Source organism: Tardiphaga sp., from assembly GCF_044336785.1.
In the GTDB taxonomy this organism is placed as follows: Bacteria; Pseudomonadota; Alphaproteobacteria; order Rhizobiales; family Xanthobacteraceae; genus Tardiphaga.
The window spans coordinates 21,586-42,604 of sequence record NZ_JBIIOT010000005.1; the positions used below are offsets into that span (position 1 = coordinate 21,586).

Consider the following 21,019-nt stretch of genomic DNA (forward strand, 5'->3'; position numbering starts at 1 on the left):
CATGTATGCTTATGATGAAATCGATCGCACGCTCGTCAACGAGCGTGTCGCCGAATTCCGCGATCAGGTGAAGCGTCGTCTCTCCGGCGAACTCACCGAAGACGAATTCAAGATGCTGCGCCTGATGAATGGCGTCTATCTGCAGCTGCACGCCTATATGCTGCGCGTCGCCATTCCCTATGGCACGCTGTCATCGCCGCAATTGCGCAAGATGGCCCATGTGGCGCGTAAGTATGACCGCGGCTACGGCCACTTCACCACGCGGCAGAATATCCAGTTCAACTGGATCAAGTTGTCCGATCTGCCGGACGCGCTGGAAGATCTTGCTTCCGTCGGTATCCACGCGATGCAGACCTCGGGCAATTGCGTGCGCAATGTCACCACTGATCAGTGGGCCGGCGTCGCGCCGGGCGAGGTCGAGGATCCACGCATCTGGGCGGAATTGCTGCGGCAATATTCGACCATGCATCCGGAATTCACGTATCTTCCGCGCAAATTCAAGATCGCCATCACGGCGTCTGATCATGATCGCGCGGCGATCAAGGTCCACGATATCGGTTTGCGGATTCTCAAGAACGAAGCTGGCGAGACCGGCTTTGAAGTGCTGGTTGGCGGCGGTCTCGGCCGCACGCCCTTCATCGGCAAGGTGATCAAGCCCTTCGTGCATGGCGCCGACATCCTCAGCTATGTGGAGTCGATCCTGCGCGTCTACAATCAGTATGGCCGCCGCGATAATATCTACAAAGCGCGCATCAAGATCCTCGTTCATGAACTCGGTATCGAGAAGTTCTCTGCCGAGGTGGAGGAGGAGTGGCAGGCGATGCGTCACAGCGCGCTGCAGCTCGACGACGAGATCGTCGCCGATATCCGCTCGCGCTTCCAGTATCCCGGTTATCAAACCCTGTCCGATACACCGGACGAGCTGAAAGCGGCATCCGCCGATCCACAATTCGAACGCTGGCTGAAGAACTCCGTCGCGGCCCATCAGCATCCAGGCTATTCAATCGTCACACTGTCGTTGAAGCCGATCGGTGGTCCGCCCGGCGATGCCACGGCCGAGCAGATGGATGCCATCGCCGACCTCGCAGACAAATATTCGTTCGGCGAGATCCGTGTCGGCCATGAGCAGAACCTGGCGCTGCCGAATGTCGCCAAGCGCGATCTGCCGGCGCTGTGGCGACAGCTCGACAAGCTCCAGCTGGCGACGCCGAACGTCAATCTGATCACCGATATCATCGCGTGCCCCGGCCTTGATTATTGCTCGCTGGCCAATGCGCGCGCGATCCCGGTGGCGCAGGAGCTGACGCGGCGCTTCGCCAATCACGACCTTGCGGACATGATTGGCCGGCTGCACATCAATATTTCCGGCTGTATCAATGCCTGCGGCCATCATCATGTCGGCCATATCGGCATCCTCGGCGTCGAAAAGAACAACGAGGAATTCTACCAGATCACGATCGGCGGCCGTGCTGATGAAGGTGCTGTGGTCGGAACGTTGATCGGCCCTGCGGTGCCTTATGATGACGTGGCCAATGTGATCGAGGACATCGTCGAATCCTATCTGGCGCTGCGGGCGCGGCCGGATGAATTGTTTTACCAGACCGTCGAACGTCTCGGCGTCGAGCCGTTCAAGGAGCGTGTTTATGCCACTCGTTAAGAAGGGCGCGATCGTTGCCGACAGCTTTACGCATGCGGTGGATGACAGCGAGATTCCGGTTGAGGGCGCTGCACTGATCCCGGCGGTACGGTTTTTGGCCGATCCAGAAGCGCTCGTGGCGCGCAACAGCCCGACCGGCGTGATCTGGCCGAACAATCGCGATCTCGATGAGCTCGTGCCCTATCTCGACAAACTTGCGGTGGTGGCGCTGGTGTTTCCGACCTTCCGTGATGGTCGCGCCTATAGCCAGGCGCGGTTGCTACGCGAGCGTTATGGTTACAAGGGCGAGCTGCGCGCGACCGGGCAGGTGCTACGCGACCAGTTTGTGCTGATGCTCCGCGCGGGTTTCGATGCTTTCGAGGTGAAGAAGGACGCAGACGCGGAGGCGTTTGCCGCCACGGTGAAACGCTACACCGTGTTCTATCAACCGACAGGCGATGGCCGCATCACCGCGCTGCATCGACGCATGCAAGCACGGCACGCGGAGAGTGCGCGCTGACGTCAATCAAGACCGACGGAATGCCGCATCCCAAATGCGGCAAATCCGTGGGAGATTGCTGCCGTCACTGTAGAAACATTGAAATGTGGTTTCGTTGACTTCGATCTGGTTGTTCACGATTTTGTCCGCCTTGCCCGAAAGCATTTGAGTCTTTCGGTTCACGGAGATCCCACATGGTTCGTCGCATCGTTCCCGTTCTCGCTGGTCTGCTCTGGGCGAGTTCTGCCCTTGCCGCTGACGTCTCGCTGCTCAACGTCTCCTATGATCCGACCCGTGAACTCTATGTCGAGTTCAACAAGGCGTTTGCCACGGCCTATCAGAAGGACAGCGGCAAGAGCGTCGAAATCAAGCAGTCCCATGGCGGCTCGGGTTCGCAAGCGCGTTCGGTGATTGACGGACTGCAAGCCGATGTGGTGACGCTGGCGCTGGCCTATGACATCGATGCCATCGCGGGCAAGAAGCTGATCGCCGAAGACTGGCAGAAGAAATTGCCGCAGAACGCGGCGCCCTACACCTCGACCATCGTGTTCCTTGTCCGCAAGGGCAATCCCAAGGGCATCAAGGACTGGAACGACCTGCTCAAATCGGGAGTCAGCGTGATCACGCCGAACCCGAAAACGTCGGGTGGCGCGCGCTGGAACTATCTAGCGGCGTGGGGCTATGCGCTGAAGAAGTTCGGATCGGAAGAGCAGGCGAAGAAGTTAGTTGGCGATCTCTACAAGAACGTCCCGGTGCTCGATACCGGTGCGCGCGGCTCGACGGTGACTTTCGTCGAGCGCGGCGTCGGCGACGTTCTGCTCGCCTGGGAAAACGAGGCGTTCCTTGCGCAGAAGGAATTTGGTAAAGACAAGTTCGAAATCGTAGCCCCGCCGCTATCGATCCTGGCCGAGCCGCCGGTCGCGGTGGTCGATGCCGTCGCCGACAAGAAGGGCACCCGCGCCGCTGCGGAAGCCTATCTGAAATACTGGTACACCAAGGAAGGACAGGAGATTGCCGCTCGCAACTTCTATCGTCCGCGCGATGCCGACATCGCGAAGAAGTATGAGACCTCGTTTGCCAAGGTGGACCTCTTTACCATCGACGACGTGTTCGGTGGCTGGACCAAGGCACAGAAGACTCACTTCGCCGAAGGTGGCGTGTTCGATCAGATCTACAAGAACTGATCGTAGCGTCGATATACAGGGGGCAGCGTGAGCGCGGCTAAACAACGACGCACGCTGCCGGGATTCGGGCTCACCATGGGCCTGACCCTGACCTGGCTGTCGATCATCGTGCTGATCCCGCTGGCGGCTTTGGTGCTCAAGACATTCGAACTCTCATTCGAGCAGTTCTGGGGCATCCTCACCAGCCGACGGACATTGAACGCGCTGAAGACGTCGTTCGGAATCGCGTTCCTCGCTGCGATCGTCAACCTGATCGCAGGGATGGTGATCGTCTGGGCACTGACGCGCTATCGCTTTCCCGGCCGGCGCATCTTCGATGCGATCGTCGATATCCCCTTTGCGCTTCCGACCGCCGTGGCCGGCGTCGCCTTGACCTCGCTGTTCGCACAGAAAGGCTGGCTCGGTGCGCCGCTTGCCGAACTCGGCATCAAGGTGGCATTCACCCCGATCGGTATCTTCGTCGCCATGGTCTTCATCGGGATTCCTTTCGTGGTGCGCACGGTGCAGCCGGTGCTGCAGGATCTCGACAAGGAAATCGAGGAGGCCGCCTCCAGCCTTGGCGCCAGCCGCTGGCAGACGGTGTGGCGCGTGATCCTGCCGAGCCTGCTGCCGGCGATGCTCACAGGATTCGCGCTCGCTTTCGCGCGCGCTGTCGGCGAATATGGTTCGGTGATCTTCATCGCCGGCAACCTGCCCAATATTTCCGAAATCGCGCCGCTCCTCATCGTGATTCGGTTGTCTGAATTCCGCTATGCCGACGCGACGGCGATCGCCGTCGTCATGCTGCTCGCCTCCTTCATCGTCATCTTCGCGATCAACCGCATCCAGCGCTGGTCGCAGAGCCGCATGGTGTAGTCTCAAAGCCGCATGTCGATTTTACCGCCCCCATCCCGCCCCTCCGCCGCGCGCAGCCCGACGCTGACCGAGCCGCGCTGGATTCGTGCCATTATCATCACGCTGGCGATCCTGTTCCTGATCGTCTTTGTCGTGCTGCCGCTGGTGCTGGTGTTCAGCCAGGCATTTTCACGCGGCGCCGAGGCCTATCTTCGCGCCATCACCGACTCCGAGGCGCAAGCTGCGATCCGGCTGACGCTGCTGGTCGCCGCCATCTCCGTCAGTCTCAATATGGTATTCGGCCTGATCGCCGCATGGGCCATCGCTAAATTCGAATTTCCCGGCAAGACCGTGCTGATCTCGCTGGTCGATCTGCCATTCTCCGTGTCGCCGGTGATTTCCGGCCTGGTCTTCGTGCTGCTGTTCGGCGGGCAGGGCTATTTCGGCCCGTGGCTGCAGAGCCACGGCATCCAGATCCTGTTCGCGGTGCCGGGCATCGTGCTGGCGACGACCTTCGTGACATTCCCCTTCGTCGTGCGGGCGCTGATCCCGCTGATGCAGGAACAAGGCACCTCCGAGGAGGAGGCCGCGATCTCGCTCGGTGCCTCCGGCCTGGCCACGTTCTTCCGCGTCACATTGCCCAATATCAAATGGGGCGTGCTGTATGGCGTCTTGCTCTGCAACGCGCGCGCGATGGGCGAATTCGGCGCGGTGGCGGTGGTTTCCGGCCATATCCGCGGCGAAACCAACACCATGCCGCTGCTGGTGGAAATTCTCTATAACGAGTATCAGTTCATGGCTGCGTTCGCGGTCGCATCGCTGCTCGCCATGCTGGCGCTGATCACGCTGGCGGCGAAAGCGATCCTCGAACGGCATCTGGATCAAGGACAACCGACCCGTGGCGATTGAAGTCAAAAACATTGTCAAGAAATTCGGCAGCTTTACTGCCCTCGACGGCGTCGATCTGAAGGTCGCCGATGGCGAATTGCTGGCACTGCTCGGCCCATCCGGTTCGGGCAAGACGACGCTGCTGCGCATTATCGCCGGTCTCGACTGGCCCGATGCCGGCGAGGTCAAGTTCGACGGCCAGGATGCGCTGGAGCGCGGCGCCGGCGAGCGCAATGTCGGCTTCGTGTTCCAGCACTATGCGCTGTTCCGCCATATGAGCGTGTTCGAGAACGTCGCCTTCGGCCTGCGCGTGCAGCCGCGCAAGATCCGCAAGAGCGAGACGCAGATCCGCGCCCGCGTGAAGGAGCTGCTCGATCTCGTGCAACTCGATTGGCTCGCAGATCGCTATCCGAGCCAGCTCTCCGGTGGCCAGCGCCAACGCATCGCGCTGGCTCGCGCGCTCGCCATCGAGCCGCGTATCCTGCTGCTCGACGAGCCTTTCGGTGCGCTCGACGCGAAAGTCCGCAAGGAGTTGCGCCAGTGGCTGCGCACGCTGCATGAGGAAATTCACGTCACCTCGATCTTCGTCACCCATGACCAGGAAGAAGCGCTCGAAGTTGCTAACCGCGTGGTGGTGATGGACAAGGGCAAGATCGAACAGATTGGCACGCCGGGCGATGTCTATGACAATCCGGCTACGGCGTTCGTGCATTCCTTCATCGGTGAGTCCATCGTCTTGCCGGTCGACGTGCGCGAAGGGCAGGTGAAGCTCGGCCATCGCCCGCTGAATATCGATGCCGGGAGCGCCGTCGGGCCATCGAAACTCTTCGTGCGTCGTCATGACATGCAAGTGGGGCCGGTGGGCGAGGGCGCCCTCGAAGGCATCGTGCGTCGCGTTCGTACCTTCGGCCCGATCCAGCGTGCTGATATCGCGCTGAATGGCGATGACACGCTGGTCGAAATCGATGCACCGCGCGATCGTCCGCTGACCACCGGCGACGCCATCAGTCTGCAACCGCGACGCTACCGGATTTTTGCCGGGCAATAGAGCAATCTTCTTTCCTCTCCGTTCACCATTCAGCCACTGTTCCTGTGCAACAACGGCCCCTCGATTTGAGGGGATTGCCGATGAAGCGGATGGCTCTGGCCAGTCTGGGTATGGTGTTGCTGGCGGGCTGCGGAACCACCGTGGAGCAGGCGCCTGATCAGCCGACCATGTATCTGTCGATGGCCAATGGCGGAGCCAAGCTGGATCCGCAGGCTGCTGCCTCGATGATCTCGCTCTATCGCCAGAACAACGGCCTCGGTCCCGTGGTGGTCGATCCCGCATTGATGGCGCTGGCGGAAGATCAATCCACCGCCATGGCGAAGAAGAACAAGCTCGATCATGACGTGAAGGCGCCGCTTGCCAAGCGGCTCAATGCGGGCGGTTATCCCGCGACTGTCGCCGTCGAGAACGTCTCGGCCGGTTATCACACCCTGGCGGAGGCTTTTTCGGGCTGGCGTGATTCGCCGCCGCACCGCGCCAATATGCTGAAATCGGGTGTCACAAAACTCGGCATTGCCGCGATCTATGCTCCCAACACCAAGTACAAGGTGTTCTGGACCATGATCCTGGCCTCGACGGACAAATAGTCCCGTCGCATGTGATGGCTTCCTTGTGATGCTGCTCTGCAGCATCGGCAATTGACGCCACGAGGCCAGCGGGCCACGGTGCCGGTTCCCTCGCATCAGCGATCTCGGGTGGCTCACAGACATGTCCGCATCTTCGACCGATCAGGCAGCCAAAAAGCCGTCCCAAGCCAAACGTGTCCTGGTGCTGCAGGGCGGCGGCGCCTTGGGCTCCTATCAGGCTGGCGCCTATGAGGCGCTCTGCCATCATGATTTCGAGCCGGAATGGGTCGCTGGCATTTCGATTGGTGCGATCAACGCCGCCATCATCGCCGGCAATGAGCGTGAGAAACGCGTGCCCCGGCTGAAGGAATTCTGGGAGATGGCGGCGGCGCCTGTGCCATGGAGCCCACTCCTGCCAGGTGATCGTGCGCGCACCTATTTCAACGAAGCGGGTGCAGCGGTGATCGCCGCCTTCGGCGTTCCCGGCTTTTTCGTGCCGCGCCTCCCGCCCGCGCCGCTATGGCCGCCGGGCAGCCCGCAGTCGCTGAGCTATTACGATACGGCACCGCTGAAGGCGACGCTGGAGCGGTTGGTGGATTTCGATCGCATCAACGACTGCAAAACGCGCCTCAGCGTCGGCGCCGTCAGCGTCACCACCGGCAACTTCACCTATTTCGACAACGAGCTCTTCAAGGCCAAAGGCAAGAAGATCGGCCCCGAACACATCATGGCGTCCGGCGCCTTGCCGCCCGGCTTTCCGTCGGTGGAGATCGACGGCGAGCATTTCTGGGACGGCGGCATCGCCTCCAACACGCCGCTTGATTTCGTGCTCGACGACGTGGCCAGCGATCTCCTGATCTTTCAGGTCGATCTGTTCAGCGCGCGCGGATTGTTGCCGCAGTCCATCCTGGATGCGCAGGAGCGCGAGAAGGACATCCGCTTCTCAAGCCGGACGCGCATGAACACTGACAAGAACAAGCGCATCCACAATATCCGCAAGGCGCTGCGCGATCTGATCGGCAAGTTGCCGGAGGAACTCAAGCAGGACTCGTCGGTGGCGCTGCTGTCGGACGCCGCCAAGGAAAACACCGTCACGGTGATCCACCTGATCTATACGAGCAAGGTCTACGAGTCGTCGTCGAAGGACTACAATTTCGCGCATATCAATATGGTCGAGCACTGGGGCTGCGGCGAGCGCGATGTGTTCCTCTCGATGCGCCACAAGGACTGGTTCGAGGGGCCGCAGCCAGGTGAATCCATGGTCACCCACGCGCTGACGCCCGACGATTACAACGAGCTTCCTCTCCATCTGATCAAATCCAACAGGAGCAAGTGAATGACCAATCTCACAGGCAATACCGCGGTCGTGACCGGTTCGACCAGCGGCATCGGCCTCGCTTATGCGCGCGCTTTCGCCAGTGCTGGCGCCAATGTCGTGATCAATGGCATGGGCGCGCCCGCGGATATCGAGAAGGAACGCGCGGCGATCGAAAGCGATTACAAGGTCAAGGCGATCTATTCGCCGGCCGACATGACCAAGCCCGCCGAGATCGCCGAGATGATCGCGCTCGGCGAGAAGACGTTTGGCGCGGTGGATATTCTTGTCAACAATGCCGGCATTCAGTTCGTTTCGCCGATCGAGGATTTCCCGATCGAGAAATGGGACGCGATCATCGCCATCAATCTGTCATCGGCCTTCCACGGTATCCGCGCCGTTGTGCCGGGCATGAAGAAGCGCGGCTGGGGCCGCATCATCAACACGGCCTCGGCGCATTCGCTGGTCGCCTCGCCGTTCAAGTCGGCCTATGTCTCGGCCAAGCACGGCATCGCCGGTCTCACCAAGACCGTGGCGCTGGAAGTCGCCACCCACAAGATCACCTGCAACTGCATCTCGCCCGGCTATGTCTGGACGCCGCTGGTGGAAAAGCAGATCCCCGACACGATGAAGGCGCGCGGGCTGACCAAGGAGCAGGTCATCAATGACGTACTGCTGGAAGCGCAACCGACCAAGGAGTTCGTGACCTCGGAGCAGGTGGCGGCACTGGCGCTATTCCTGTGCGGCGACGAAGCGGCGCAGATCACGGGCACGAACCTCTCGATCGATGGCGGGTGGACGGCAGCTTAAGCCGCGAAGTTCGATCCTTACCTCTCCTCGCATCTTGCGTGGGGAGAGGTCGATACGCGAAGCGTGGCGGGTGAGGGGCGGCTCACTGGCCTTTCACCAAGTGCAGTCTCTCGGCTCGCTCAGTTCTGCAAGTCCGATCCGATAGTTCAGAACATTAGGCTGGCCGTGTGCCATGCCCCTCACCCGGCGCGAAGGCGCGCCGACCTGTCCCCGCGCAAGATGCGGGGAGAGGTTAAGAGGAGCGCTTCCCAAACGCCAGTACATGCAGCCCGAGCCGCTGGCGCACGATCCAGAACAGCAGCACGGTCTCAAACGTCAGCGCAATCGAGGTCGCTGCCGCGGCACCATGACCACCGAAATGCGGGATCAGCAGCAGGCACAGCACCAGATTCATCACAAAGGCCGACGCATAGGCCAGCGCGCAGGCGTTCTGGTGGCCGAGCATGTTGAGCAGACGCTCCATCGGCCCGATCGCTGCGCGCACGACGAGGCCGATAGCAGCGATGAACATGATGTCATAGCCCGCCGTAAATTGCGGTCCGAACAGCCACAACAACGGCTTGCCGAACGCCAGCAGCACCAGCGTCGCCGCGAGCGATGGCCAGAACGTCCACTTGATGGAATGCATCACATAGGCGGCGAGCCGTTCCTTGTCACCGGTGGCGTGATACTCGGTGAAGCGATGGGCTGTGGTCGCCGACATCGCATAGTGAATGAACGATACCAGTGCGAGCGTCTTCACCACGGCGAAATAGACGCCGACCTCCTCGGACGACACAAAGCGTTCGAGCACCAGCACGTCGGTATACGACAGCAGCAGATAGAAGCTCTCGACCAGCAGGATCGGCAGCGAGACTTTCAACCAGCCGCGATAATCATGAGTCTTCGGTCCGGCTTCCACATGCGCGCCAAGCCGCCGGTTCAGCACGATCATCTGGCCGATCATCGCAAGCCAAACCGCTGCAGCACTCGCTCCCATCGCTACGACAGCCCCGAGTTGAAGACCGAGCGCAAAGGCGCCGGCGGTGAAGCCGATGATCAGGCCCTGCCGCACGATGAATTGCGGCATCAGGCCGAGCCGCATCCAGTCATGTGAACGCGCGATGCCATCTTGGGTATTGGCAACGACAAAAGCCGGAAGCGTGAGGCAGCCGAGATAGAGCGGCACAACGGTGTTGGCGTCGATCCAGGGCGACAGCAGCTTCACCAGGCCGGCGAGCAACAGCGCGACCGCCCCAGAAGCGAGGCCGGTGAACCACCGGCTGCCGGAGAGGAAGCCCCGCAGCAAGGCGTGATCACCGCTCAGGCGATATTCCGGAATGATCTTTTGCGCCGATGCGGCGATGCCGAAATCGAGCATGGAGCCGAGCAGCAGCACCCAGGTCCAGACATAGACATAGACGCCGTAGTCGCCGGAGCCCATCCAGCGCGCGAGCAGGATCTGCGAGAAATAGGCAAAGCCTGCGGAAATGACGCGAATGAGGAAGATGGTGCCGGCCAGCCGGCGCGTCAGCGAAGCTTCGCCAGAGCCAGAGAACAGGCCGCGGAGACGGGCCATGAGCCCGGCCGGTGGCGTTGATTGTGCGGGGTCTGCATCCATCACGGCCACGACGGGCTCCTCCGCCGCAGGAAGGCGGCGAAGGTTTCGCGTAGCAGGGAGACGTTAATTTCGGGTGGCAGCCTCTAGGGCAGCGTCACATTGTACTCATAGGCCTTGTCGGTCCCAACCAGCGTCAGCTTCAGCGTAGCGCCATCCGCGGTCGCGCCGGAGGGTAGGCCGTCGAGTTCAAAGCTGAACCGCTTCACACCTGCAGGGCTGTGCTTGTCGAGCTTCGGGATCGGCAGCGCCCAGTCCGCTGTCGGCCCCTCGGCATAGAGATTCGGCGTCTTGCCTTCGGGGGCCGTCACATCAACCAATACATTTTTACCTTCGCGCTTCACGTCGCGGACGGTGAGTGGGTTGTTGTCGCCGATAGTCGCAGGCTTCGGGACGGTATCGAGGGCGGCCGTCAATGCGCCATCCTCGGTGGACGCCACGCTGGTGAAAGCCAGCTCGGCATTGGCTTCGACCGGAATGCAGATCTTTTCGCACACCGCATAGGAGATCGCAGCGCGGACCACGACCGGCTTACCCGCATCCTTGGCCACCACGCGCATCGGCAGCAGCACCTGCTTTTCGTAGCCGAGCGACTCGCCACCGGCGCCATCGTCGAATTTTACCGGGGCCGGCCAGAGAATTGTGACGCTGTCGAGATTGTCGGATTTCGAGAAGTCGAACCGCGGCGGCACGCCGGAATCGCCGGGATTGCGCCAGTAGGTATGCCAGCCCGGCTGCAACTGGATTGCAATCCCGCCGAGCATGACCGGACCGCTACGCGAGCCTGCCACAAGCCTGATCTGCGAATGACTGTCTGTCTGCCAGGGCGACGCGTCGTTGGCATGCGCCGCTGGAGAGGCCAGCAAGAGGCCGGAAGCGCAGGCAGCGACAATGTGATGCGGAACCGAAACGATCATCAGACGTCCTTACAAGGGTAGCCTGTCATAACCCCAAACCTAACTTAAGCTATTGAACTGCTTGTGATGCCGTTCTGCTGTGCGCCGCCGAAGGCGGATTGACAGCAACCGGCCTCGATATCAGGATGAACGAATAACATGAGAGCGCCTTGCTGATGGAACCCACTCGCAAGCGAAGCCGTAAGAGCCCCGCCAAATCCCGCCCAGTCAGCCTGGGTGCCGTGGATGACGCTGGCAGCTATCTCGATGGCCAGCTCCTCATTGCGATGCCGGTGATGGACGACGAGCGCTTCGCGCGTTCGGTGATTTATGTCTGTGCTCATTCGTCAGAAGGGGCCATGGGCATCATTGTCAATCGTCGGGCCGGCAGCATCGACTTTCCTGAACTGCTGGCGCAACTCGAGATCATCGACGACGCCGACAATATCAAGCTCCCGGAAAGCGCCGAAAGCATGAAAGTGCTGAAGGGGGGGCCCGTGGAGACCGGGCGGGGCTTTGTGCTGCATTCCAGCGATTTCTTTATTGATGATGCGACACTGCCGATCGATGATGGCATCTGCCTGACGGCGACCGTCGATATCCTGCGTGCCATCGCCAATGGCGGCGGGCCGAAGCACGCAATCCTCGCGCTTGGCTATGCCGGATGGGCACCGGGCCAGCTCGAGGACGAGATCCAGGGCAATGGCTGGCTACATTGCGCGGCCGACGATGACCTGATCTTCGGCACCGATATCGACGAAAAGTATATGCGCGCGCTGCAGAAGATCGGCGTCGCACCGGGCACGCTGTCGGCCGAAGCCGGGCACGCCTGACATTCAGCGCACAGATGGAATCAGCGCGCAGGCGACATTGATTGTCGTTAGCTGCGGGCCTTCCATCTCCACGCACGGCCGTGCCACATCGATCACCAATCCATAAGTCGCCAATGCTTCGTTGCGCGGCGGTCTTCCCTTGATATGCATGGCCCAGACTCCGCCTGGCAGCGGCATAGTCATGGCCTCGCGGATGCGGCGATCGAACTTGCCGTTCGGCATGATCGGCATGGCGATGTCTGCGAGTTGATAGAAGCGCGAGCCCGCCGGCAGGAACGGCGCCATCACGGCGAGCGGCTTGTCGAGCAGCAAATAGGTGGCGGCTTGCTTCAGCTCGACCGGAATGGCCGGCCGATACGGCGTCGACCACGGCCTTCGCCACCAGTCAGCGGGCTGCAGCCATAGCGCCGCACCGATCGCGATGGTGAGGCTTGCAAGCCCGGCAAACCGGACGGACAAGCCGAGGGCACTGCAGCAGCGCAGCAGGATTATCACGATCAGCGGCGCGATCAGCAGTTCGAGCGCCACGATGTAACGATGGATCGCAAACAAGGCCAACCACATGGCATAGGCGGTAGCGAAGAACAGAATCAGCTGCCATTCGCGCCGCGAGAACAATGTTCGCCCAGCCTTGAGGTGGGCAGCGATCGTGAGCGGGATCAGCAGCATGAGGATCGCGAAGCGCGCATCACGGAACGGGAATTCCGAACTCCGATAATCGCCCATCAGCCAATAAAACGGATAGGCCAGACCGTCGAGAAAACTGCGCGGAATGAATTGGCGATCGAGGATCGTCACTGACGGCAGTTCGGGCGATGGAAACAGGCCGGCCAGTAGTGGAAACAGCGGATTACCGAATTCCCGCCACAGCATCAGGCCCCAGGCGCCGCCGCCGAGCAAGGTGCCGATCGCGCCACCGATGGCGATATAGATCATCGCCAGCAGCGGGCGCGAGGCGGCCAATGCTGCTGGGCCGAGGCCGATGGCGAACACGATGTTGGTGAGCTTGAGCCCGAGTGCGAGGCCGATCAAAAGGCCGGCGCCGATATAGGGCCATGGCCGGACATCGTCGTGCGCCAGTAGAAGGATCAGGCCGGCGATGATCGGGATGGCGGTGAGAATATCGGCGAAGCTGGTGCCGGTTTCCGAGAGCGTCATCGGGCCGGACGCGGCCAGCAGCAAGATGGCTGCGGTGATCATGACACTGGCCGCATTGCCGAGTACGCAACGCGCCAGCCAGTAGATCAGCGCAAGATTGAGCCCGTGCACGGCGCCCATGATCGTGCCGGCAGCAATCGGTGGCAGCGTTTCGCGCAGATAGTACCAGGGGAAATAGATGTAGGCGTTGAAATAGGTCTGGAAGCCGGGCGGGACCACGTCGTGGTCGTAGCGGCCGTTCAGCAAAGCCCAGACATTGTAGTGATGATAGTTCTGCCAATCCCAGTTGACGTCTTCACCGGCGAAGCCGGCATAGGCCGCCCCGAGCGCCATGCTGCACGCGATGACAACAAAGGACACCAGCCATCTAGGATGCACACGCGCGGAGAGCGCGACAGGCCGCGGCCCATCGATGCCGATGATTGTCACGAAATCCCCCCGCAGCTCATGGATGAGTGCAGGAAGCTACCTACGCGCGTGCCATTAAGGATCTGCTAAGGTGATTGCGTGAACGGGACGGCGCTTTGCCGCATCCGGGCAATGCTTTGGCCGGCGCTTTGTCAGCTCGCCGTCTCCAACCGTTCTTCCGTCAGCAGCCGCATCGCCGCATCGGCGTCCATCGGTTCGCCGAATGCGAAGCCCTGAGCGTATTCGCAGCCGAGCTGATATAGCTCCACCGCATCCGAATCCGTCTCGACGCCTTCGGCGACGACATCCATGCCGAGGTCGTGGGCCATGGCGATGATCGATTTCAGGATCACCGGACGAGTACCGCGCGAGGTGGTGCGGACGAAGGACTGGTCGATCTTCAGTGTGTCGAACGGGAAACGCTGCAGATAGGACAGCGACGAGTGGCCGGTGCCGAAATCGTCGAGGGAGAGGCCAGTGCCAAGTTCGCGGATCCGCTGCAGCATCTGGGCGGCGTGTTCCGGATTCTCCATCACCAGCGACTCTGTCAGCTCCAGCTTGAGCGTGCCGCGGGCGACCGAGGAGCGCGACAGCACGGTACGGATGTCGTGCAGGAGATCGTGGCGCAGCAGCTGGCGTGAGGAGACATTGACGCTGGCAAAGATCGGATCGCGCGCGCGCATGGCGCGCTGCCAGATCGCGAGCTGGCGTGCGGTCTGGTCGAGCACGAACATGCCGAGATCGATGATCAGGCCGATCTCTTCGGCAATCGCAATGAATTCCACCGGCGACATGCGGCCGAGCTTTGGATGATCCCAACGCGCCAGCGCTTCGAAACCGGCGATGGAGCGATCTTCGAGACGCACGATCGGTTGATACAGGATGGTGATTTCTTGCCGCTCGATGGCGCGGCGGAGTTCGGATTCCAGTGTCAGGCGATCGGTCTTGCGGGCGCGCATGGCCGGCTTGTAGACGTCGATGCGATCGCCGCCGATGCGCTTGGAGTGATACATCGCAAGCTCGGCATCCTTGATCAGCTCATCGGTGACAGGCGTTGTCGGATCAGACAGCGCGAGACCGATGGATGCCGTAAGGAAGATCTCACGGTCGTTGAAGGCGATCGGTGCGCGGATCGTCTTGCGGATCGTCTCGGCGAAAGCGGTGATCTTGGCCGAGTCCTGTTCGGACATCAGGATCAGGCCGAACTGATCGCCGGCGATGCGGGCCAGCGTGTCCTGCGGCTTGAGAATACGGGTGAGGCGGCGTGCCAGCGTCAGAAGGATGGAGTCGCCTACCGCGATGCCGACGGAGTCGTTCACCTGTTTGAAGCGATCAAGATCGATCACCATGATCGTCGGCTTCAAATTCGGCATGGTCTTGGCGAAATTGGCCAAAGCGTTCAGGCGATCAATGAACAGTTTGCGGTTCGGCAGGCCGGTGAGATTGTCATGGACCGAGTCGTGCAGCATGCGCTCTTCGGCATTCTTGCTCTCGGTGACATCGGTGAGCGTGCCGACCACGCGCGTTACTTCGCCATCGGAGCCGACCACCGGGCGCGCCTTCAGCGCGAACCACATGAAGTGGCCGTCGGGCGTGCGCAAGCGGAAATCCTGCACAAGTCGGCCGCGGCGCTGATCCAGCACGCTGTCGAGGGCGGCGCGGAAACGATCCTGATCGAGCGGGTGGAGGATTTCGAGCCAGTCGGAAGCCGGGCCTTCTAGCGTGCCGCGTTTGAGTCCCAGCAGGGCTTCGGTTTCGGCGCTGGTGAAAACCTTGTCGGCGGAGACATCCCAGTCCCAGATCAGGTCGCCCGAGCCGGTCAGCGCCAGCGCGCGGCGCTCGACGTCGGAGACGATGCCATTGCTGGCGCCGCCGCCAGCGAAAGCGTGCTGCATCACCGTGAACCCGATCAGCATCACGATGAGCACGAGGCCGCCGAGCAAAGCCGGGCCCACGATATCATTGGTGACGGCGCCACCAACGGCCATGCCCGATGCGACCACCCACACCACCAGCAGGAACCAGGTCGGGATCAGCAACACCGCGCGGTCGAAGCCATGGGTCGAAAGATAGAGGATCAAGCCGAAGCCGACGAAGGCGATCAGCACCAGCGAGATGCGCGCGATGCCTGATGCGACCGCGGGATCAAACAGCGCGAGACCGACCAGCGAGCCGAGGAAGACGAGCCAGGCCAGCGTGATATGCGAATAGCGTACATGCCAGCGGTTGAGATTGAGATAGGCGAACAGGAACACCAGCAGCGTCGCGGCCAATATCGCTTCGCCCGAAGCGCGCCAGACGCGCTCGGCGCCTTGCGACATGTCGAGCACTTTGCCCCAGAAGCCGAAATCGACCCCGATATAGACCAGCACGGCCCAGGCCAGCGCCGCGGCGGCGGGGAACATGATGCTGCCCTTCACCACGAACAGGATCGTCAGCACCAGCGCCAGCAAGCCGGAAATGCCGATGACGATGCCCTGGTAGAGCGTGAAGGAATTGACCTTGTCCTTGTAGGATTCCGGATCCCACAGATAGAGCTGCGGCAGCTTGTCGGTGCGTAGCTCGGCGACGAAAGTGATGACGGCGCCGGGATCGAGCGTGACGCGGAACACGTCCGCGGTGGCGCTGTCCTGCCGTTCCGGGCGATCGCCGGTGGACGGCGTGATCGTAGCGATGCGCGACAGGCCGAGGTCCGGCCACAGCAGGCCCGAATTCACCATGCGGTAATGCGGCGCGACGATCAGGCGATCGAGCTGGTCGTCGGTGTTGTTGGCGAGCGCGAACACGACCCAGTTCTGGCCGCCTTCGCGGCCTCGCACTTCGACGCGGCGGACGATGCCGTCGGTGCCGGGCGCGGTGGACACCTGGATCCTGTCGGTCTCGCTATGCTGGAAATCGAGAACGCCGGTGAGATCGATGGCAGGCGCGTCGCCGCGGACGCTGACAGCATCAACGGCGCGCGCAGGAGCCGCGGCAACCATCATCATGAGGCTGAGCGCAAAGGGCGCAAGCCACCTGACCAAACGCATTGTCATGTTCCGCGATCACCAATCCGTGGACCGCGCCAACGCCCCGCGCGTGTCATTTATCGAAGGCTCGATAAATGACACGAAAGCATAACAAATCAAAGGGTTTAACGCTGTTCTCCAGCGCTAAACCTGCAACACAATTTTGCCAATATGTGCGCTGGTTTCCATTCGCTGATGGGCGTCGGCGGCCTTCTCCAGCGGGAAAGTGCTGTCCATCAAGGGCTTGACCTTGCCAGCCTGGAGCAATGGCAGAACCTTGGCCTCGATGGCCGACACCATGGCGGCCTTGGCCTCATTGGTCCGCGGGCGCAGGGTCGAACCGGTATAATGCAGCCGTTTCACCATGATTTTGGCGGGATTGATGGTCGCCTTGGGGCCGTTCAGCACGGCGATCTGGACGATCCGGCCATCGACGGCGGCGGCGTCGAAGTTCTTGTCCACATAGTCGCCGCCGACCATGTCGAGGATCAGCTCGACGCCGGCCTTGTTGGTGATGTCCTTCACCCGCTCGACGAAATCATCGGCCTTGTAGTTGATCGCATGATCGGCGCCGAGCTTGAGGCAGGCATCCGCCTTGTCCTGTGAGCCGACGGTGACGATCACCTTGGCGCCGAAAGCCTTGGCGAGCTGGATCGCCATGGTACCGATGCCGGACGAGCCGCCATGGATCAGCAGGGTTTCACCGGCGGTGAGGCCGCCACGCTCGAACACATTGTGCCAGACGGTCATCAGCGTCTCGGCGGTGGCGCCGGCTTCTAGCATGGAGAAGCCTTCGGGCACCGGCATCGCCTGGGCGTCCTGTGCGATACAATATTGCGCATAGCCGCCGCCGGCGACCAGCGACATCACCTTGTCACCGAGCTTGTGCTTGGTGGCGCCATCACCGAGCGCAACCACTGTGCCTGCGATTTCGAGGCCGGGCAGGTCGCTGGCGCCGGGCGGCGGCGGATAGCTGCCGGAACGCTGCGCCACGTCCGGACGGTTGACGCCGGCAGCGCCCACCTTGACCAGGATTTCACCGGGGCCGGGCTTGGGCACGTCGCGGGTTTCCGGGATCAGGACCTCGGGGCCGCCCGGCTTGCTGATGGCGACGACGGTCATTTGCGCGGGCAGCTGTTCCATGATTTGTCCTTGCGGGTGATGAGGTGGTCCCACTGATTAGTGAGCCTCGGTGGGACTGGCAACCGGCGGATGCGTGTAGCCTGGGTGGAGCAGAGCGTAACCCGGCTACCGGTGCTTGAACTCGCTCGACATGTCCGGATTGCGGTGCGCTTTATCCGGGCTACGATTCTGGAGATGACGATGGCGATCCAAGATGACGAACGGCCGAAAAAGCAGGTCGGTCACGAGATCGGGCAGGACCTCTCGCAATTGTCTGTGGAAGAATTGGCGGCCCGGATCGAATTGTTGAACGGCGAGATCGCCCGTTTGCAGTCGAGCATGAACCTGAAGCGCGCCACGCGCGATGCGGCGGACCGGTTCTTCAAGTCGTGATGATTTTCTGAAACGACAACTTCCACTCCGCCCTCATCCCGAGGAGCGCGCATCGCGCGCGTCTCGAAGGAGGGCGCCGAATTCCGGAGCCAAGCCATCTCATGGTTCGAGACGGCGCTTTGCGCCTCCTCACCATGAGGAGCGCGTGTTTATCGCGCCAACTATCAATCACACATCCGCGAGCGTCCCATTTCGGTACATGTTTCCACGCTGCGACAGCTAACAAATCCCCACAGATTTACGTGCAATTAAGCTTTCTCGCATATTACTCAAATTGTCCTTGTTTGGACACCGAGTGGCTCCTGTCCACTCTGTTTGACGCCTCCCTGTTATCAACTTTAAAGCCGCCGGAAACGGCGGCTCTTTTTTTGGCGTCACGTGCGCTCGCGCATTTAAACCATAAACCTTTCTTTAATTTTTCGGCCGCTGGACTCTCGGCGTTCCCTACGCAATGATTTGTTCATCATAAGACGACCGGCCAAAGAGTCGGTTGCTCAATCAATTGCGTGAGGCGTTAACCATGACGGATCGTCTGCAGAGCGAACCTGCTCTCGTCCAGTTCAGCGAGCGGCTGACCAACTCCGCCGCCTTCGGTGTGCTGTTCCGTGAGGGCATGGACCTTGTGGAAGAAACCGCCGCTTATCTCGATGGCATCGGCCGCACCGAAGCCAAGGCACTGGATCGTTCGGTGAGCCTCACTTATGCGACCGAAAGCATGCGCCTCACCACCCGCCTGATGCAGCTCGCTTCGTGGCTGCTGCTGCACCGCGCGGTGAAGGAGGGCGAAATGACGCTGTCGCAGGCCAATCGCGAAAAGACCAAGGTCAAGCTAAGCGCCGCAGATCCAAGCCCGGAAGACATGCTGCTGAAGCTGCCGGAGCAGTTGCAGGTCCTGATCGCGCGTTCGATGACCCTGCAGACCAAGGTGCGTCGTCTCGATACCAATATTCACGCTGCCGCTGAGCCAGCACCGATCGGCAATCCGCTGATGCCGCAGCTCAACCGTCTGCGGGCTGCGTTCGAGCGCTGAAGTATTGCTCAGCCGTAGGGCGGATTAGCCGAAGGCGCAATCCGCCGGCCGAGCACGTAGCGGAAACTCCGCGGCGCATTACGCTTCGCTAATCGGCCCTACGGTTCATCGAAATTTTACGCCCCTCTCTCCCGCTCATGCGCTAGACATGAGCCGGCAGAGCAGGGGCTTTTTTCATGGCTGACGACATCAGGGCATTGACCGGCGTGCGTGGCGTCGCTGCTGCGGTGATTGTCGTCTATCATTTCGGTGACGTGCAGCTCGCCACCGGCGGCACCGGCTCGTTCTTTCGCATCCCCTACGGCTATCTGCTGGTGGACATGTTCTTCATGCTGTCCGGCTATGTGATGGCGCTGAATTATCGCGAGACGTTCCAGCATCTCACCGGCAGGGTATTTGCCAATTTCATGCTGAAGCGCGTGGCGCGCTTGTATCCCGCTTATTTCGTCATTGGCCTGTTCTATGTCGCCAAGATCGCAGCCGACCTCTCCGGCGAAAAGCTCGGCATGTATTCGGCGTGGGACTGGTTCGGCAATCTGTTCATGCTGTCCGGCTGGGGGCTTTATATTTTCCCGATCATCGGCGTGGCCTGGGCCGCAAGCGCGGAGATGGGCTCCTATCTGCTGTTGCCATTCTTGATGCCATGGACGCAGAGCAGGCATCGATGGATCGCGCTGCTGGCGGTGGTCGCCGCTCTTGTCGGCATCTATGCGGTGAGCATCACGGGCCGTGGATCGGGCGGGCCGCTCGATGTGGTCAATGGCAATTCGCTGTATCCGATGTTGCGCGCCGTGTGCGGCTTCGCGCTTGGCCTCGTCATCTTCCGATTTGGATATCTCGTCGACCGCCTGTCGGCGTCGGTGCAGGACATGCTCGTGATCGCGCTCCCGCTCGCCATCATCGCTGTCGGTATCGCCGATGCCAGCGACCGCCTGATGTATCTGCTCTACATTCCGCTGGTCGCCGTCCTGTCGCGCGATGGCTGGATGGCGCAGCTGCTGTTCGGCAATGCGCTGGTCTACCGGCTCGGCATCATCTCCTATTCGATCTATCTCATCCACCCGCTCTTTGTGAGTTTTGCCATCCGCACCTGGCGACTGAATGGTCAGCAGGAATGGGTCTATATCGCCGCCTCGCTGGTCGCCTTTGCCGTCATTCTGGTGCTGGCGGAGCTCAGCTACCGGCTAGTGGAGATGCCGGGCCGCCGGGCGCTGGTGAGCCTGTTCTCGCCGAAGCGGCCGGCTGTTGGGTCCTCATGACGCGCCGCCGTCACAGCCTGTTGAGCGCCACCGATACCTTCGGGCCATTCTTGATGGTCTGGTAGACGACGCAGTAGCGCTCGGTGAGCTTGAGCAGCAGGTCGAGCTTGTCCTGCGGCGCGTCGGTCTCGACACCGAAGCGGAGGCGGATTTCGGCGAAGCCCACCGGGGCCTCCTTATCGACGCCCAGCGTGCCGCGGAAATCGAGATCGCCTTCGGCAACGACATTGCCGGACTTCAAAGGAATCTCGACGGCGGTAGCGACGGATTTGAGCGTGACGCCCGCGCAGGCGACGAGCGCTTCCAGAAGCATGTCGCCGGAGCAGAGTTCGAGGCCGGAGCCACCCGTCGCCGGATGCAGGCCGGCGGCGGCGATCTGCCGGCCGGTCTCGACCTTGCAGGCGATGCCGTCATTGTCGATGGAGCCCTTGGCTTTCAGCGTGATGAAGGCGGCCTGCGGATCGGTCTTGTAGCGTTCCTTGATCGGTGCCTGGGTGGCGCGGAGCGTTGCGGCGTCCATGATGTCTCTCCCTGC

General features: G+C 61.4%; 19 protein-coding genes. 13 read left to right on the forward strand and 6 right to left on the reverse strand.

Annotation, left to right across the window (positions count from 1 at the left end; all coding sequences use genetic code 11):
* The first annotated feature begins 1 nt into the window (after position 1).
* The 9 genes from ACIQ2A_RS02665 (at position 2) to ACIQ2A_RS02705 (ending at position 8,780) form a co-directional block, all read left to right on the forward strand.
* The gene (locus ACIQ2A_RS02665) at positions 2-1,657 is read left to right on the forward strand and encodes a nitrite/sulfite reductase (RefSeq protein ID WP_398475463.1); all 1,656 of its coding nucleotides are present in this window, start codon (positions 2-4) and stop codon (positions 1,655-1,657) included.
* A complete protein-coding gene (locus ACIQ2A_RS02670) occupies positions 1,644-2,156 on the forward strand; it encodes a DUF934 domain-containing protein (RefSeq protein WP_398475465.1) in 513 nt (170 codons plus the stop codon). Before ACIQ2A_RS02665 ends, ACIQ2A_RS02670 begins: the two co-directional genes overlap by 14 nt.
* Before the next feature lie 173 nt (positions 2,157-2,329).
* On the forward strand, positions 2,330-3,319 hold the full coding sequence (locus ACIQ2A_RS02675; protein WP_398475467.1) for a sulfate ABC transporter substrate-binding protein: 990 nt from the start codon (positions 2,330-2,332) through the stop codon (positions 3,317-3,319).
* Between the two features lie 27 nt (positions 3,320-3,346).
* Complete coding sequence (gene cysT, locus ACIQ2A_RS02680; protein WP_398475469.1) at positions 3,347-4,174, forward strand: sulfate ABC transporter permease subunit CysT; 828 nt, start codon at positions 3,347-3,349, stop codon at positions 4,172-4,174.
* A gap of 12 nt (positions 4,175-4,186) precedes the next feature.
* Complete coding sequence (gene cysW, locus ACIQ2A_RS02685; protein WP_398475471.1) at positions 4,187-5,062, forward strand: sulfate ABC transporter permease subunit CysW; 876 nt, start codon at positions 4,187-4,189, stop codon at positions 5,060-5,062.
* Complete coding sequence (locus ACIQ2A_RS02690) at positions 5,052-6,089, forward strand: sulfate/molybdate ABC transporter ATP-binding protein (protein WP_398475473.1); 1,038 nt, start codon at positions 5,052-5,054, stop codon at positions 6,087-6,089. Before cysW ends, ACIQ2A_RS02690 begins: the two co-directional genes overlap by 11 nt.
* Positions 6,090-6,169: 80 nt before the next feature.
* Complete coding sequence (locus tag ACIQ2A_RS02695; protein ID WP_398475478.1) at positions 6,170-6,676, forward strand: CAP domain-containing protein; 507 nt, start codon at positions 6,170-6,172, stop codon at positions 6,674-6,676.
* A 121-nt stretch (positions 6,677-6,797) separates the two neighbouring features.
* The gene (locus ACIQ2A_RS02700; RefSeq protein ID WP_398475480.1) at positions 6,798-7,991 is read left to right on the forward strand and encodes a DUF3734 domain-containing protein; all 1,194 of its coding nucleotides are present in this window, start codon (positions 6,798-6,800) and stop codon (positions 7,989-7,991) included.
* Positions 7,992-8,780, forward strand: coding sequence for a 3-hydroxybutyrate dehydrogenase (locus ACIQ2A_RS02705; RefSeq protein WP_398475482.1), 789 nt, complete (start codon positions 7,992-7,994; stop codon positions 8,778-8,780).
* A 232-nt stretch (positions 8,781-9,012) separates the two neighbouring features.
* Here the strand turns inward: ACIQ2A_RS02705 and ACIQ2A_RS02710 are convergent, their stop codons facing one another.
* A complete protein-coding gene (locus ACIQ2A_RS02710) occupies positions 9,013-10,389 on the reverse strand; it encodes a flippase (RefSeq protein WP_398475484.1) in 1,377 nt (458 codons plus the stop codon).
* 74 nt (positions 10,390-10,463) lie between these two features.
* Positions 10,464-11,294: a protein-disulfide reductase DsbD domain-containing protein gene (locus tag ACIQ2A_RS02715; RefSeq protein ID WP_398475486.1), complete on the reverse strand. Its 831-nt coding sequence runs from the start codon at positions 11,292-11,294 to the stop codon at positions 10,464-10,466.
* Between the two features lie 155 nt (positions 11,295-11,449).
* Here ACIQ2A_RS02715 and ACIQ2A_RS02720 point away from each other — a divergent pair, with 155 nt between their 5' ends.
* Entirely contained in the window at positions 11,450-12,106 is a 657-nt protein-coding gene (locus ACIQ2A_RS02720) for a YqgE/AlgH family protein (RefSeq protein WP_398475489.1), read from the forward strand.
* Between the two features lie 3 nt (positions 12,107-12,109).
* On the opposite strand, the gene ACIQ2A_RS02725 is transcribed toward ACIQ2A_RS02720, so the two are convergent.
* The 3 genes from ACIQ2A_RS02725 to ACIQ2A_RS02735 all read right to left on the reverse strand — a co-directional run bounded on the left by ACIQ2A_RS02725 (position 12,110) and on the right by ACIQ2A_RS02735 (position 17,823).
* Entirely contained in the window at positions 12,110-13,693 is a 1,584-nt protein-coding gene (locus ACIQ2A_RS02725; protein WP_398475491.1) for a glycosyltransferase 87 family protein, read from the reverse strand.
* A 131-nt stretch (positions 13,694-13,824) separates the two neighbouring features.
* Positions 13,825-16,701 carry an EAL domain-containing protein gene (locus tag ACIQ2A_RS02730; RefSeq protein ID WP_398475493.1) on the reverse strand — a complete coding sequence of 959 codons (2,877 nt, stop codon included), beginning with the start codon at positions 16,699-16,701 and terminating at the stop codon, positions 13,825-13,827.
* Positions 16,702-16,824: 123 nt separating this feature from the next.
* Positions 16,825-17,823, reverse strand: coding sequence for an NAD(P)H-quinone oxidoreductase (locus ACIQ2A_RS02735; RefSeq protein ID WP_398475495.1), 999 nt, complete (start codon positions 17,821-17,823; stop codon positions 16,825-16,827).
* A 180-nt stretch (positions 17,824-18,003) separates the two neighbouring features.
* Between ACIQ2A_RS02735 and ACIQ2A_RS02740 the strand changes: the two genes are divergently transcribed.
* The 3 genes from ACIQ2A_RS02740 (at position 18,004) to ACIQ2A_RS02750 (ending at position 20,484) form a co-directional block, all read left to right on the forward strand.
* Positions 18,004-18,195, forward strand: a complete 192-nt coding sequence (locus ACIQ2A_RS02740; protein WP_398475605.1) for a DUF1192 domain-containing protein — start codon at positions 18,004-18,006, stop codon at positions 18,193-18,195.
* 520 nt (positions 18,196-18,715) lie between these two features.
* Positions 18,716-19,225, forward strand: a complete 510-nt coding sequence (locus ACIQ2A_RS02745; RefSeq protein ID WP_398475497.1) for a DUF1465 family protein — start codon at positions 18,716-18,718, stop codon at positions 19,223-19,225.
* A gap of 176 nt (positions 19,226-19,401) precedes the next feature.
* The gene (locus ACIQ2A_RS02750; RefSeq protein WP_398475499.1) at positions 19,402-20,484 is read left to right on the forward strand and encodes an acyltransferase family protein; all 1,083 of its coding nucleotides are present in this window, start codon (positions 19,402-19,404) and stop codon (positions 20,482-20,484) included.
* Between the two features lie 10 nt (positions 20,485-20,494).
* On the opposite strand, the gene ACIQ2A_RS02755 is transcribed toward ACIQ2A_RS02750, so the two are convergent.
* On the reverse strand, positions 20,495-21,004 hold the full coding sequence (locus ACIQ2A_RS02755) for an OsmC family protein (protein WP_398475501.1): 510 nt from the start codon (positions 21,002-21,004) through the stop codon (positions 20,495-20,497).
* Positions 21,005-21,019 lie beyond the last annotated feature (15 nt).